A 14,242-nucleotide genomic window follows, 5' to 3' on the forward strand; every position below is an offset into this window, starting at 1 on the left:
AAAAAACGGCAGCCACCCATCAAGGCGCGGCTGCCGCGGAGAGAACCGACCCCGCCGCGAGGCGGGGTTTTTCAGATCAGAACTTGTAGTTCAGGCCGAAGTACAACTGGCGGCCGCTGTAGATGTTGGAGATCAGGCGGGCCTTGGTGTCGCCACCCAGGTGCGTGCGCTGTTCGGACTTGGTGGCATTGAGCACCGAAGCGGTCAGGGTCAGCGCCTCGGTCAGGTTGTAGGCCGCATTGAGGTCCAGCTGGTCGTAGGGCTCGGTGAACACGGTCATGCCGTTGTTGAGCCCGCCGACCACTTCGCCACGACGGTTGTAGGAAGCGCGCGCGAGGAACTTGTCGTTCTCGTAGAACAGGGTCACGTTGGCCTGGTTCTTCGCACTGCCGACCAGCGGCGAGGCACCGATGTTTTCCCCATCCAGCACGATCGAGGCCAGGTTGGTGTCGTTGTAGGTGTAGTTGGCCTGCACGCCGAAGCCCATGTCGAAGGTGTACTGGCCATACAGCTCCACACCCTGCGACACGCCATCGCGGCCGTTGGCTTCGGTGGAATAGTTCTGCACCGTGACCATCTCACCGCCCACGTCCATCTGCTGGTCGGTCACCACCGGCACGGTGAAGTTGTCCACGTCCTTGCGGAACAGGGCCACGCCGGCCACGGCGCCCGGCTTGAAGTAGTACTCCAGGCCCAGGTCGTACTGCAGGGCCTCGAACGGTTCCAGCTGCTTGTTGCTGCCCGAACCGTACCAGCCCGGGGTGGTGGTGCCACCGGCGACGCGACGGTCGTTGCTGTATTCCTCGCTGATGTACTCCAGGCCGCCCGGGTAGGCGATGCTGGTGTAACCCGGGCGTGCGATAACCTTGGACGCCGCACCGCGCAGCACCAGGTTTTCAGTGATGTCCCAGGCGATGTTGAAGCTGGGCAGGACGTCGGTGTAGGTCTTGCTCAGGCTGGACTGTTCATAGGTCTTCTCGCGTACGTCGCGGCGCACGAAACCGGACTCGCAGACCGTGCCGGCTGGCGGCGTGCCGGTCGGGCAGGCCAGCGGATTGCCATCGGCACCGTCGACGAAGTAATCCATGAAGCGTTCGACCGAATCACTCGACGAAGCCATCTGCCTGGTCTGCACCAGGCGCACGCCCAGGTTGCCGCGGACGCGTTCGGTGCGGAAGTTGGCCTGGAAGTAGGTCGAGTAGATCTTCTCGTTGACGTCGTAGACGAAGTCCGGCTCGATCCGCTTCTGCATGCCGCCGTAGCGTTCGTTGAGGTAGGCCAGGTAAGCCGGGTAGTTGATGCCCGGCATCACGTTGGCATTGAAGCCGCCGGCGATGTCATCGATCGGGTTGGACAGGAAGAAGCCCGGTTGTGCGACGCTCTTTTCCGGGTCGGCACAGTTGCCGGCCTGGTAACGGGCCTCGTAGTCGTTCGGATCAGCGCCCTGGCAGGCCCAGTAGGTGTTGCCGGTGTTGCGATGCACCTTGCCGTCGCGGTACTTCACGCCGAACTGGAACGAATCGATGAAGCCGCTTTCGAACAGGCGGGTGAAGTCGGCCTGGAAGTAGTTCTGTTCGATGCTGGTTTCGCGCCACGACGAATCGGTCGAGCCGGTGTCGATCTCGGCGATGCCGGCCATCAACTGGTCCTGCAGGTCCGGCGAGAACGTGGCCGACGGGGTGCCGGTCAGGTCATACGCGCTGTAGCTGTTGCCGGACTGCCACACGCCATCGACCTGGCGGCGCGGCTTGGCCGACATGCGGAAGTTGATCGACGGGCCGCCTTCGGACCAGGTGCGGCCACCCTTGAAGGTCACCTTGGACAGCGGGCTGATTTCCCAGTCCACGGTCAGGTCGCCGGTCTGCGACAGCGCCTTTTCGCGGCTGTAGGCACCACTCAGTTGCGGGGTGGGGATGGTGCAGTCATCCGGACCCCAGCCACCCGGCGCCATGCCGGCGGCGGCGGCCTGTGCTTCGCTGCAGTAGTACGCCTTGCCCGGCAGCTTCTCAAACTGCGCGCCGGTGACGATGCTGCCGCTGGAATCGAAGTCCATGCCATTGAGCAGGCGTCCGCCGGCCCAGTTGCCGTCGCCGTTGTAGCGGGCGATGTTCCACTCCGGGATCTTGGCCTGGTTCAGCGTGTAATCGCCGGACAGCTCGAAGCGGAAGTAGTTGGCGGTGACGGTCAGGTTGTCGACCGGCTTGAACTGGAAGGTGAACTGGCCGCCGGTGCGCTCGCGCTCTTCCTCGCGCACGCCGAAGTTGACCGACGTCGGCATGAAGAACTCGCTGTAGTTGCCACCGGTCTGGTTGTTGAAGCCGGACTCGCCCCACCAGTAGTGGATGCCATCCTGCGGCAGCGTATTGCCGTAGGCATCCTTGGCCTGGGTGCCGGCGCCGTACCACTGGTAGTCATCGACAGTGACTTCCATGCTGCGGTTGGTGCGCTTCTGCTTGGTCGCTCCGATCAGCACGCCGAAGCGCTCGTCCTTGCTGTGCCAGGCGTACATCGCCGACAGGTTCGGGTCCACGCTGTCGCTGGTATCGGAGGTGACGCCTTCGATGTTGACGAAACCGGAATTGGCTTCCATCTCCAGCGGACGGCGGGTATGCAGGATCACCGTGCCGCCGATGCCGCCTTCGTCGATGCGCGCTTCGGGCGACTTGAACAGCTCCGCGCTCTCCAGCATGTTCGACGGCAGCAGGGTGTAGTTGAACGAACGCGAGGCCTCGTTGTTGGTTTCCGAGGTGGCGATGTAGTTGCCGTTCAACTGGGTCAGGGTCAGGTCGGCATCCAGGCCGCGCACGCTGACATTCTTGCCTTCGCCGCCATCACGGGTGATGACCACGCCGGGCACGCGCTGCAGGGCATCGGCGACGTTCTTGTCGGGGAACTTGCCGACGTCTTCTGCGGTGATGACTTCGACCACGGCATTGGCGTCACGCTTCTGCTGCAGGCTCTTTTCGATGGCGTAGCGGTAGCCGGTGACATTGACGCTGTCCAGCGTGGTGGCGCTGGGCGAGGCGGTGGGGGTGGCCGGTGCTGCGTCCTGGGCAAACGCCGGCGCCGCAGTGGCCGCCAAGGCGAATGCGATGGCGGCCGACAGGGCGTGGGAACCGTGCTTGTGTGACATGTAATTCATTCTCTCCCTCTCCTGGATCGAACCGTTGGCTGATACGAAATACTTGAATCGATCTTATGTTTTGACGCGAGACCGCAAGCGTGGGGCAGGAGAGACAGGGCACCTGATGGCGTTGCTGTCGGATTCCGAACCCGGCAATCGTGACCGTTTGAAGTTGGATCGATCTAAACGATTGGCGCGCATTTTTTAACACGGCCTGACTCAACTGGCATGCTGCTGCGCAATATGAAAACGTTTGCAGTCCGGCACGGCCCGGTCGGCCGGGCTTCCATGCTGCGCTGCAGGATGCGCGGCAGCGAACGTTCATGTTTACTTCAATCGATCTAAATCGACCGGACAGGCATCGTGTCGGCATCCCGCGACGTGGGAATGCCGGCTCGGATCCTGACCTGCCAACGCCCGCCAAGGAGCCCTTGAACGTGACCTTCCGACGTTGTTTCCGCCTGCATGCCTTCACGCCCATCGCCTCGCTGGCGTGCGTGATCGCGCTGTCCGCCGCGCCCGTCCTGCAGGCCGCGCCGGCTGCGCTGGAGCGCGAAGTAAACACCTTCATCGGCAGCAAGGATGATGGCAACACCTTCCCGGGCGCCTCGGCCCCGTTCGGCCTGATCCAGGTCAGCCCGATCGGCAGCCATTACGCCGGCTGGCGCTACGACGATGAAAAAATCCGTGGCTTCGGCCATTCGTTCCTGTCCGGCGCCGGATGCTGGGAACAGGGCGGACAGGTTTCGGTGCTGCCGGTCACCGGCACCATCGGCGCAGGCGGCGATTTCGATACGTCCAATCCCAAGGCCTTCGATCACAAAGCCTATGCGTCCACCTACGAGCATGCCGGTGAAGTCGGCCAGGCCGGCTATTACCGCGTCCGCCTGACCAGCTACGGCGGCATCGACGCCGAAGCCACCGCGCGTACCCGCGCCGCAGCCGAACGCTATACCTTCGCGGCCGGGCAGAAAGAAGGCCACGTACTGGTGAATGTCGGCCAGGCCAACGAGCGCCATTCGGTGATCGGCAGTGTCATCGACGTGGTCGGCGACCGGGTGGTGGAAGGCAAGCTGGTCACCAAGAGCTTCTGTGGCGGCCACCAGTACACGACGTGGTTCCGGATCGAGTTCGACCGCCCGTTCAAGGCCCACGGGGTCTGGGGCGAAGAACGGGGGCTGGCAGGCGCGCGCCACAGCATGGAAGGCGAGGCCAAGCCGAACGGGGCCTGGCTCAGCTTTGACATGGCGCAGGGGCGTGCGGTCACCGCGGTCAGTGCGATCTCGCACGTGGACGCCGAAGGCGCCCGTACCAACCTGCGCAGCGATGGCATGCAGGGCGGCAAGCTGCTCGGCTTCGACCGGATGCGCCGGTTGGCGCAGGACGCCTGGCGCGAAGAACTGTCGACGGTGAAGCTGGATGGTGGCAGCAAGGACGACCGCACGGTGCTGTACACCGCGCTGTACCACGCGCTGCTGCAACCCATGACCGGCAGCGATGCCGACGGACGCTACCGCGGCTACGATGATGCGATCCATCGCGCCGACGGCTGGACCTACTACGAGTATTTCTCGCTGTGGGATACCTATCGCGCGCAGAACCAGTGGCTGGCACTGACGCGGCCGCAGGTGGCGCGTGATATCGGCCGGACGTTGCTGGCCATCGATGCCCAGGGCGGCTGGCTGCCACGCTGGGGCTATGCGAACTTCGAAACCAACATCATGACCGGCGATCCGGTGACGCCCTTCATGGCCGACCTGTGGCGCTTCGGCGCACTGCAGGGGCGCGAGCAGGAAGCGTGGTCGGCACTGCGCCGCAATGCCTTCGACGTGCCGCCGCTGAACTCCCGCGCGGCCGGCCGTTCGGGCAATCCGTCCTATCTGGACAAGGGCTACGTGGTGTATGACCGCGCGTTCCCGTCGAAGGGCATGGATGTCGATCCGCACCATGGCGGTTCGGCGACGCTGGAATACGCGCTGGCCGACTGCGCGCTGGCCCGGATGGCCGATGGCCTGGGCCATGCCGCCGATGCGGCGACCCTGCGTCAGCGTGGGCGCAACTGGCGCAACGTGTGGGACGTGTCGGTCCGCGATGACGAGACCGGCTTCACCGGCTTCCCGCGTCCGCGCACCGAAGGCGAGCAGTGGTATACGCCGTCCGATGGACACTACAGCCCGCGCTCGCACCATGGGTTCCATGAAGGCACCGCCTGGCAGTACCAGTGGTTGGCGCAGCAGGACGTGCCGGGCCTGGTGGAGGCGATGCATGGTCGCGAGCAGGCCGGCAAGCGCCTGGATGCCTTCTTCGCGATGGATGCGCTGCTGGCCGATCCCCTGAATGCCGCGCGCAAGGAATGGGTGGTGGGCCCGTACAGCTACTACAACCAGTACCGCTACAACCCCAACAACGAACCGGACCTGCATGCGCCGTGGATGTACACGCTGATCGGCCAGCCGTGGAAGACCGCCACCGTGGTGCGTGCCGCGCAGCAGTTGTTCACCAACGCACCGAACGGGGTCACCGGCAACGACGACCTGGGCACGATGTCGGCGTGGTACCTGTTCAGTGCGCTGGGCCTGTATCCGGCGGTGCCGGGCAGCGGCGAGTTCCTGCTGCACGCCCCGCGCTTCGCCAAGGTGGATGTTGCACTCGGCAATGGCCGCCAGCTGACCCTGCGTGCCCCCGGCGCGGACGGGCGCAGCCTGCAGTACGTGCAGGGCGTGGAAGTGGATGGCAAGGCGCAGTCGGCGGTATGGCTGGACTGGGAAACCCTGCAGGCCGGCGCCGACATCCACTGGACGCTGGGCACGCAGGCGCCGCAGCAGGGCTGGGGCACGGCCACCAGCGACCTGCCGGTGTCGTACTGCGCCGCCCCGGGCAGCATGCTGGAATGAAGCGTTGCGCGCCCTTCGCTGCGCTCGCCCGTGGCAGGGTGCGCCGCGCCCGCTATGATTCAGGTACCTATCCGATCCCAGGGTCGATTCCAGGATGAATGACTCCAGCAGCACAAGGCCCCCGCGCAAAGGCGGCGAGCGTGCCGTCACGGTGACCGACATCGCCCAAGCCATCGGCGTGTCACGGGCGACCGTGTCGCTGGTGCTGCGTGGCAGCCCGCTGGTGAACGTGGATACGCGTGCCAAGGTGGAAGCCGAGCTGCGCCGGCAGCGCTACGTCTACAACCGGGCGGCGGCCAACCTGCGGCGTCGGACTTCGTCCAGCGTGGCCCTGGTGATCAACGATCTGTCCAACCCGTTCTTCGCGGAATTCGCCGCCGGCGTGGACGAGGCGCTGGGCGAGCAGGGCTACGTGACCCTGCTCGGCAGCACCGGTGAATCGCCGCAGCGGCAGCAGGCGGTGCTGGGCACGCTGATGGAACACACCCCGGCCGGCCTGATCCTGTCACCGGCCGAGGGCAGCGATACGGCGCAGGTGCGCCAGGCGCTGGGCCCCACCGCGAACGTGCTGCTGTTCAACCGCGCGCTGGTTGGCGCGGACTGGGATTTCCTTGCACTGGACAACCAGCAGGGCGCCTATCTGGCCACCCGGCACCTGATCGAGCGGGGCCACCGCGAGATCGCTTTCTTTGGTGGCCATGCCGATTCCAGTTCGTGCGAACAGCGCCGTGCCGGCTACCAGCAGGCGCTGGCCGACGCCGGCCTGCCGGTGACCCCGCAATGGCTGATCGAATCGGCGCCGAACCGGCTTGAAGCGGCGCGGCGGGTCGACGAGCTGTTCGTCGATGGCCTGCGGCCGAGTGCTGCGGTCTGCTACAACGACACCGTGGCGCTGGGCCTGATGCTGGGCCTGACCTCGCGCGGCATCCGCCCGGGCGGCGATTTCGCCGTGACCGGGTTCGATGACATCCCCGAAGCCTCGGTGGCGGTGCCGCCGCTGACCACCCTGACCGTCGATCCGCGCGCGCGTGGCCGACAAGCCGCCGAGCTGCTGCTGCAGCGCGTACAGTCCCCCGATGCGCCCCCCAAGCGCACCGTCGCCCCCGTGCAGCTGCGCATCCGCGAAAGCAGCGCGGCACGCCCGCTCTGAACCCTTCCACATTCAACCTACGCGCACCGAGGCGCGAACCCGCATGCCGATTTCATCAACGCCCCGTTTGAACACCACGCCCGGGCAAGGCGCACCACCGGTCAACACCCGCATGGCGCTGGGCGTGGCCACCACCATCTTCTTCATGTGGGGCTTCCTGACCTGCCTCAATGACATCCTCATTCCCCACCTGAAGGCGGTGTTCGAACTGAATTACGCGCGCGCCATGCTCGTGCAGTTCACCTTCTTCGGCGCGTACTTCCTGATGTCCCTGCCTGCCGGTCGGCTGGTGGCCCACTTGGGTTACAAGAAAGGCATCGTGGCCGGCCTGTTGATCGCCGGCGTGGGCGCGCTGGGCTTCTGGCCCGCCGCCGAGCTGCGTGAGTACAGCGCTTTCCTGGGTGCGCTGTTCGTGCTGGCCACCGGCATCACCGTGCTGCAGGTCGCCGCCAACCCGTACGTGGCGCTGCTGGGTCCGGTGGAAACCAGTTCCAGCCGGTTGACCCTCGCCCAGGCACTGAACTCGCTGGGTACGGCGATCGCGCCGATCTTCGGCGGACTGCTGATCCTTGGCAACACGGTCAAGAGCGCCGATGAGATCAATGCGCTGTCGGTGGCCGAACAGGCAGCCTACCGCGCCGCCGAAGCGCAGTCGGTGCAGGGCCCGTACATCGGCCTGGCGATCGCACTGGTGCTGCTGGCCCTGTTCGTCTACCTGTTCCGCCTGCCCACCCTGAGCGAAAGTGCCGAGAAGGTGGATGACGGTCCGCAGCAGAGCTACGGCGCGGCCCTGCGCCATCGCCACCTGCTGTTCGCGGTGCTGGGCATCTTCTTCTACGTGGGCGCCGAAGTGTCCATCGGCAGCTTCCTGGTCAACTACCTGTCGATGCCGACCATCGGCGGCTTCACCGAACAGCAGGCCACGCATTACGTGTCCGCGTACTGGACGATGGCGATGATCGGCCGGTTCGCCGGTTCGGCGCTGCTGACCCGCTATTCGCCGCGCCACATGCTGGCCCTGTTCGCTGGCATCAACGTGCTGCTGCTGGGCACCACGATGGCCAGTTCGGGCCAGGTCGCGCTGTATTCGGTGGTGGCCATCGGCCTGTTCAACTCCATCATGTTCCCGACCATCTTCGCGCTCGGTATCGAGCGCCTGGGCCCGCTCACCAACAAGGCCTCCAGCCTGCTGATCATGGCCATCGTCGGTGGCGCGCTGGTGCCGTACCTGCAGGGCGTGCTGGCCGACCACATCGGTCTGCAGCCGAGCTTCATCCTGCCGCTGCTGTGCTACGGCTACGTCATCTTCTTCGGCCTGGTCGGCGCCCGCCTGCCGGCCATCGCACCGCGCGGAGGCTGATCCAGATGGGCACCATTGTCTGCTTCGGCGAGATTTTGATCGATCTACTAGCGCAGCCGCCGGCCTCTCCGTCCGAGCCGCGCGCCTTCCTGCAATACGCCGGAGGGGCGCCCGCCAACGTCGCTGTCGCCGCTGCGCGGCTGGGCGTGGATACCCAGTTCGTGGGCATGCTGGGCCGGGACATGTTTGGTGATTTCCTGGCCGACAGCCTGCAGCAGCACGGCGTGGGCATCGACTACATCGCACGTACCGAAGCGGCCAAGACGGCGCTGGCGTTCGTGGCGCTGGATCCACATGGCGAGCGCAGTTTCAGCTTCTACCGGCCACCGGCGGCGGACCTGCTGTTCCGCGCCGAGCACTTCCACGCGGCCTGCTTCGCGCAGGCCCGCTGCTTCCACGTGTGTTCCAACAGCCTGACCGAAGCGGCCATCGCCCAGGCCACGTTAGAGGGCATGCAGCGTGCGCGCGCCGCTGGTGCACTGGTCAGCCTGGACCTCAACCTGCGCCCGGCGCTGTGGCCGGCCGATGCCGATCCACTGCCGACGCTGTGGCAGGCACTGGCGCTGGCCGACGTGGTCAAGCTGTCCCGCGAAGAGCTCGATTTCCTGGCCGCGCCGCTGGGCAAGGGTGGTGCCGACCAGGTCCTGCAGCGGCTGTTTGCCGCGCAGGCGCGCTGGGTGGTGGTCACCGATGGCGCCGCCGCACTGCGCTGGTACACGCGCAGCGCGCAGGGCCAGGCCACCAGTTTCCGGGTGACGACGGTGGACAGCACGGCTGCAGGCGATGCCTTCGTCGGCGGGCTGCTGACCGCGCTGGTCGAGCGCGGCGTGGACGCCGCGAGCCTGCCGGCGTTCTGCAACGACGAACCGGCCATGCACGAGGTGCTGCGCTTCGGCGCCGCCGTGGGTGCGCTTGCGGTGACCCGCAAGGGCGCCTTCGCGGCCATGCCCACGCGCGATGAAGTCAACGAACTGCTGCAAACCGAGGAATCGCACTGATGACCCAGAGCCCGGACTTCCGCTCGCAGGACTTCCTGCGCGGCCACATCGCCCACACGATGGCGTTCTACCATCCGCGCTGCATCGATCCGCAGGGTGGCTTCTTCCATTACTTCCGTGACGACGGCAGCGTCTATGACGCGACCCATCGCCACTTGGTGAGCAGCACGCGTTTCGTCTTCGACTACGCCATGGCCTACCGCGAATTCGGCGATGCGGCGTACCTGGATGGCGTGCAGCATGGCGTGCGCTACCTGCGCGACGTGCATCGCAACCCGGCCACCGGCGGTTATGCCTGGACACTGCGCGATGGCGTGGTGGAAGACGATACCAACCACTGCTACGGCGTTGCCTTCGTGCTGCTGGCGTACAGTTGCGCGCTGAAGGCCGGCATCGAGGACGCACGCGGCTGGATGGATGAGACCTGGCAGCTGCTGGAAACGCGCTTCTACGAGCCGGCGCACGGTCTGTACCGTGATGAAGCCGATGCGCAGTGGAACTTCAGCGGCTACCGCGGGCAGAACGCCAACATGCACATGTGCGAGGCGATGCTGGCTGCGTTCGAAAGCAGTGGCGAGCAGCGCTACCTGGATCGCGCGCTGCAGCTGGCCGACATCATGACCCGTCGCCAGGCGGCCAAGGCAGACGGCCTGGTGTGGGAGCACTACGACAGCGAGTGGAACATCGACTGGAAGTACAACCTGGACGATCCCAAGCACCTGTTCCGTCCGTGGGGGTTCCAGCCGGGCCACCAGACCGAATGGGCCAAGCTGCTGTTGATCCTGGACCGCCACGTGCAGGCGGAGTGGCTGGTGCCGATGGCGCGCCATCTGTTCGACGTGGCGGTGGAACGCAGCTGGGATGCCCAGCGCGGTGGGCTGTATTACGGTTTCGCGCCCGATGGCAGCGTCTGCGACGACGACAAGTATTTCTGGGTGCAGGCCGAATCGCTGGCGACCGCGGCGGTGTTGGCGCAGCGCACCGGGGATGCGGTGTACTGGGACTGGTACGAGCGCCTGTGGGCGTATGCGTGGGAACACTTCGTCGACCATCAGTACGGCGCGTGGTTCCGCATCCTGGATGCGGACAACCGCAAGTACAGCGACGAGAAGAGCCCGGCCGGCAAGGTGGATTACCACACCATGGGCGCGTGTTACGAGGTGTTGAACGTGCTGCGGGGCGGTTGAGTACAAGGGCGGCGCCTGTACGCCGCCTCCGGAAAATTCCCTGCGCGTGCGGCCGGTAAAGCGGATTGGTCTGCCGTGCGCTTCGGGCTCATTGTTGCGACGGGGTGTTCGGATGCGGATCAGTGATGCGTGGGTGCGGTTCGGTGCGGTAGTGCTGGCGTGCCTGGTGCCGATGCTGGCGCAGGCCGGTGTGCTGCAGGCGCGCTGGGAATTCCGTCTGTTGCCGGGTGGTGCGCAGGTCGCGGCGCATCCGGAAGCGGCGGGCTGGGGCGCGGCGCAGGTGCCGGGCAGCGTACATACCGATCTGCTGGCCGCGGGCGTGATCCGCGATCCGTACGTCGGTGCGCCTGAAGCGCAGCTGCAATGGATCGGCCTGGCGGATTGGGAGTACCGCGCGGGCTTCGACGTGGATGCCGAGACACTGGCGCGTCCGCATGCCGAGCTGGTGTTCGAGGGACTGGATACCTTCGCCGAGGTGGAGCTCAACGGTCAGCCGCTGCTGCGCGCCGACAACGCGCACCGGACCTGGACCGCGCGCGTAGACGGCCGCCTGCAGCCGCAGGGCAATGTACTGCGCATCGTCTTCCGTTCGCCGATCACCCAGCTGCTGCCGGCCGTGCAGGCGATGCCGCACAAGATCGCGGGCAATTATCCCTCGCCTTACGGCGATGAGCCGCGCGATGCGATGGTCGGCAACTTCGTACGCAAGCCTGCCTACCATTTCGGTTGGGACTGGGGCCCGCGCTATGTCACCGCGGGCGTGTGGAGGCCCGTGCGGCTGGAGACCTGGGGCGCGCAACGGGTGACCGACCTGGCCGTGCGTACCGAGGCGCTGGATGCGAACCTCGCTGCCTTGACCGCATTGGTCGAAGTCGAACATGCCGGCGCCGATGCGACCGTGCCACTGCGGCTGGAGCTGCGCGATCCGGACGGCAAACCGGTGCTGCAGGTGGTCCGTGATGTGGTGCTGCAGGCCGGAACGCAGACGCTGCAGGTGCCGTTGCAGGTGCCGCAGCCGCGTCGCTGGTGGCCGGCCGGGCAGGGCGCGCAGGACCGTTACCGCGTGAAGGTCGCGCTGGGCACGGGCGATGAGCCGGCACTGCAGGCCGGCCGACGGATCGGCCTGCGCAGCGTGGAGCTGCGGCGCGACAAGGATGCGCAAGGGGGCCAGGGCTTCGCGTTCGTCATCAATGGTCGCCAGGTGTTTGCCAAGGGCGCCAACGTGATCCCCTTCGATGCGTTCCCCGCACGCGTGGATACCGCGCGCCTGCGCACCATCCTGACCGCCGCGCGCGATGCCAACATGAACATGCTGCGCAACTGGGGCGGCGGGTACTACGAAGACGAGGCGTACTTCGAGCTGGCCGACGAACTGGGCCTGATGGTCTGGCAGGACTTCATGTTCGGCGGCGGCATGCAGCCCGGGTTCGATCCGGCGTTCCGCAAGAACGTGGTCGCCGAGGCCCGCGACAACCTGCGCCGGCTGCGCCACCACCCCAGCATCGTGCTGTGGTGTGGCAACAACGAAGAAGAAACCGCGTGGAAGGATTGGGGCCACGGTCGCGATCTGGCAAAGGCCGATCCTGCGTTCGCTGCCCGGGTGTGGCAGGGCTACGTGGACCTGTTCGGGCATGACCTGCGCGCGGTGGTGGCCGAACACGGCCTGGGGGTTCCGTACTGGTCCAGCTCGCCCAGCAATGATCTGGATGCCAAGGCCAACGACTCCACCCGCGGTGACAAGCACTACTGGCAGGTATGGGGCAACCCGGCGCTGCCGGTTGGCGCGTACCTGAAAGAGACGCCGCGCTTCATGTCCGAGTATGGGCTGCAGTCCTGGCCGTCCCAGGCGATGGTCGACCGTTTCGCCACGCGTGCCGAGCAGCGCATCGACAGCCCGGTGATCCAGGCGCACCAGAAATTCATGGCCGGGCTGGGCAACGAACGGCTGCTGCATTACATCCGCCTGGGCTATGGCGAGCCAGCGGATTTTCCCGGCTTCCTGTACCTGTCCCAGGTGATGCAGGCCGAAGGGATCCAGCTGGCCGCGCTGCACCACCGGGCGTCGCGTCCGTACACCATGGGGTCGCTGTACTGGCAGCTCAACGATGTCTGGCCGGGCGCGTCCTGGTCGGGCATGGATCACGACGGCAACTGGAAGGGACTGCATTTCCAGGCGCGTCGCTTCTTCGCCGATCTCGCCGTGGCGGCGCTGCGCGAGGAGGGCGTGACCCGCGTCAGCCTGCTCAACGACACCCCGCAGGCGCAGTCCGTGCGTTGGCGGCTCCGGGTCATGGACCTGCAGGGGCGCCTGCTGGGTACGCAGGAACAAGCGCTGGTGCTGGCGCCGGGCTCAGCGACCGAGGTCGGGCATTTCAGCGATGCCCGCCTGCTGGGCGCGGCGGATCCGGCGCGCACCATTGCCGTGGTCGACATGCTGCAGGGCGATCGGGAGCTGTCGCGGCAGGTGGTTGGCTTCGTCGAAGCCCGCGCGCAGGCCCTGCAATCCGGGCAGCTGCAGGCAAGCCTGCAGGGCGAGGGCGACGCACGCGACGTGGTGCTGCAGGCGCAGGGGCTGGTGCGTGCAGCGTGGATCGATTTCGGGGCAAACGAGGTGGTGCTGGAAGACAACCTGCTGGACCTGTTGCCCGGCGAGCGGCGGGTGCTGCGCGTGCGCTCCGGCACGGATGCCGAAACGCTGCGCGCGGCCATGCGCGTGCAGACCCTGGGCGACGTGCTGGCTGGGACGCGGTAGTGACGGCCGCTGGCCGTCATGCTTCGGCCAGCTGCCGCTGCCTTCGGCGCTACCCGGGCATGGCCCGCGCGGTTGGCTCAGAGCGTGATCTGCTGGAAGTTCTCTACCCGGTCGTGGCCGTGCGTGGCATCGCCGCTGCGCGGCAGCGGGTAATCGTCCAGGCGGTCCAGCAGGCGGGTCTGCAGGCCTGCCTCGCGGGCGGCGTCGAGCTCTTCCACCACGTCGGACAGGAACACGATCTCAGCAGCCGGCACGCCGATGGCCGCCACGATGCGGCGGTAGCTGTCGGCCTCGCGCTTGCCGCCGATTTCGGTGTCGAACCAGCCGGACACCAGCGCGGTCAGGTCGCCGGCCTCGCTGAAGCCGAAGAACTGCTTCTGCGCCGGCACCGAGCCGGACGAATACACATACAGCGCCAGCCCGGCGGCGTGCCAGCCCTTCAGCACGGCAGCCACTTCCGGATAGAAGTGCGCCTTGTAGTCGCCGTTGCGGTAGCCGGTCTCCCAGATCATCCCCTGCAGTGCTTTCAACGCGGTGTGCTTGCGGTCCTGGTCGATCCAGCCCTGCAGCGTTTCGGCCACCACGCTGTCCTGGCAGGCGCCGCCGATTTCGGTGGCCACCGCATCCAGCCAGCGCCGCACCTGCGGTTGTTCGCCATGGGCGGCGATGAAGCCGGGCAGCGCCTGGCGCGCGTACGGGAACAGCACGTTCTTTACGAACGAGATGCTGCTGGTGGTGCCTTCGATGTCGGTGAGGATGACGCGCGGCTGCATGGAT

General features: G+C 66.5%; 9 protein-coding genes. 6 read left to right on the forward strand and 3 right to left on the reverse strand.

Annotated elements, in window-relative coordinates:
- Positions 1-76 precede the first annotated feature (76 nt).
- A complete protein-coding gene (locus QE373_RS07675) occupies positions 77-3,142 on the reverse strand; it encodes a TonB-dependent receptor (protein ID WP_309685209.1) in 3,066 nt (1,021 codons plus the stop codon).
- A 479-nt stretch (positions 3,143-3,621) separates the two neighbouring features.
- On the opposite strand from QE373_RS07675, the gene QE373_RS07680 reads away from it, so the two are divergent.
- Positions 3,622-6,018, forward strand: a complete 2,397-nt coding sequence (locus QE373_RS07680; RefSeq protein ID WP_309689637.1) for a GH92 family glycosyl hydrolase — start codon at positions 3,622-3,624, stop codon at positions 6,016-6,018.
- A gap of 94 nt (positions 6,019-6,112) precedes the next feature.
- The gene (locus tag QE373_RS07685; protein WP_309685211.1) at positions 6,113-7,168 is read left to right on the forward strand and encodes a LacI family DNA-binding transcriptional regulator; all 1,056 of its coding nucleotides are present in this window, start codon (positions 6,113-6,115) and stop codon (positions 7,166-7,168) included.
- A 12-nt stretch (positions 7,169-7,180) separates the two neighbouring features.
- Here QE373_RS07685 and QE373_RS07690 read toward each other — a convergent pair whose 3' ends face one another.
- Complete coding sequence (locus tag QE373_RS07690) at positions 7,181-7,315, reverse strand: hypothetical protein (RefSeq protein WP_309689921.1); 135 nt, start codon at positions 7,313-7,315, stop codon at positions 7,181-7,183.
- Between QE373_RS07690 and QE373_RS07695 the strand changes: the two genes are divergently transcribed.
- The 4 genes from QE373_RS07695 (at position 7,281) to QE373_RS07710 (ending at position 13,465) form a co-directional block, all read left to right on the forward strand.
- Positions 7,281-8,528 carry a sugar MFS transporter gene (locus tag QE373_RS07695; protein WP_309689640.1) on the forward strand — a complete coding sequence of 416 codons (1,248 nt, stop codon included), beginning with the start codon at positions 7,281-7,283 and terminating at the stop codon, positions 8,526-8,528. The two genes, QE373_RS07690 and QE373_RS07695, sit on opposite strands and share 35 nt — an antisense overlap.
- Positions 8,529-8,533: 5 nt before the next feature.
- Entirely contained in the window at positions 8,534-9,526 is a 993-nt protein-coding gene (locus QE373_RS07700) for a carbohydrate kinase (protein WP_309685213.1), read from the forward strand.
- Positions 9,526-10,713 (forward strand): AGE family epimerase/isomerase, encoded by a 1,188-nt coding sequence (locus QE373_RS07705; protein WP_309685215.1) that lies wholly within the window; start codon positions 9,526-9,528, stop codon positions 10,711-10,713. Before QE373_RS07700 ends, QE373_RS07705 begins: the two co-directional genes overlap by 1 nt.
- Before the next feature lie 112 nt (positions 10,714-10,825).
- Positions 10,826-13,465 carry a glycoside hydrolase family 2 protein gene (locus QE373_RS07710; protein ID WP_309685217.1) on the forward strand — a complete coding sequence of 880 codons (2,640 nt, stop codon included), beginning with the start codon at positions 10,826-10,828 and terminating at the stop codon, positions 13,463-13,465.
- 77 nt (positions 13,466-13,542) lie between these two features.
- Here the strand turns inward: QE373_RS07710 and mtnC are convergent, their stop codons facing one another.
- On the reverse strand, positions 13,543-14,238 hold the full coding sequence (mtnC, locus tag QE373_RS07715; RefSeq protein ID WP_057508918.1) for an acireductone synthase: 696 nt from the start codon (positions 14,236-14,238) through the stop codon (positions 13,543-13,545).
- Between the last annotated feature and the right edge of the window lie 4 nt (positions 14,239-14,242).

The organism is Stenotrophomonas sp. SORGH_AS_0321 (assembly GCF_031453215.1).
GTDB lineage: Bacteria > Pseudomonadota > Gammaproteobacteria > Xanthomonadales > Xanthomonadaceae > Stenotrophomonas > Stenotrophomonas chelatiphaga.

Coding starts and splice junctions, on each gene's coding strand:
- QE373_RS07675 (WP_309685209.1), bottom strand. CDS start 3,142: ATGAATTACATGTCACACAAGCACGGTTCCCACGCCCTGTCGGCCGCC.
- QE373_RS07685 (WP_309685211.1), top strand. CDS start 6,113: ATGAATGACTCCAGCAGCACAAGGCCCCCGCGCAAAGGCGGCGAGCGT.
- QE373_RS07695 (WP_309689640.1), top strand. CDS start 7,281: ATGGCGCTGGGCGTGGCCACCACCATCTTCTTCATGTGGGGCTTCCTG.
- QE373_RS07690 (WP_309689921.1), bottom strand. CDS start 7,315: ATGAAGAAGATGGTGGTGGCCACGCCCAGCGCCATGCGGGTGTTGACC.
- QE373_RS07700 (WP_309685213.1), top strand. CDS start 8,534: ATGGGCACCATTGTCTGCTTCGGCGAGATTTTGATCGATCTACTAGCG.
- QE373_RS07705 (WP_309685215.1), top strand. CDS start 9,526: ATGACCCAGAGCCCGGACTTCCGCTCGCAGGACTTCCTGCGCGGCCAC.
- QE373_RS07710 (WP_309685217.1), top strand. CDS start 10,826: ATGCGGATCAGTGATGCGTGGGTGCGGTTCGGTGCGGTAGTGCTGGCG.
- mtnC (WP_057508918.1), bottom strand. CDS start 14,238: ATGCAGCCGCGCGTCATCCTCACCGACATCGAAGGCACCACCAGCAGC.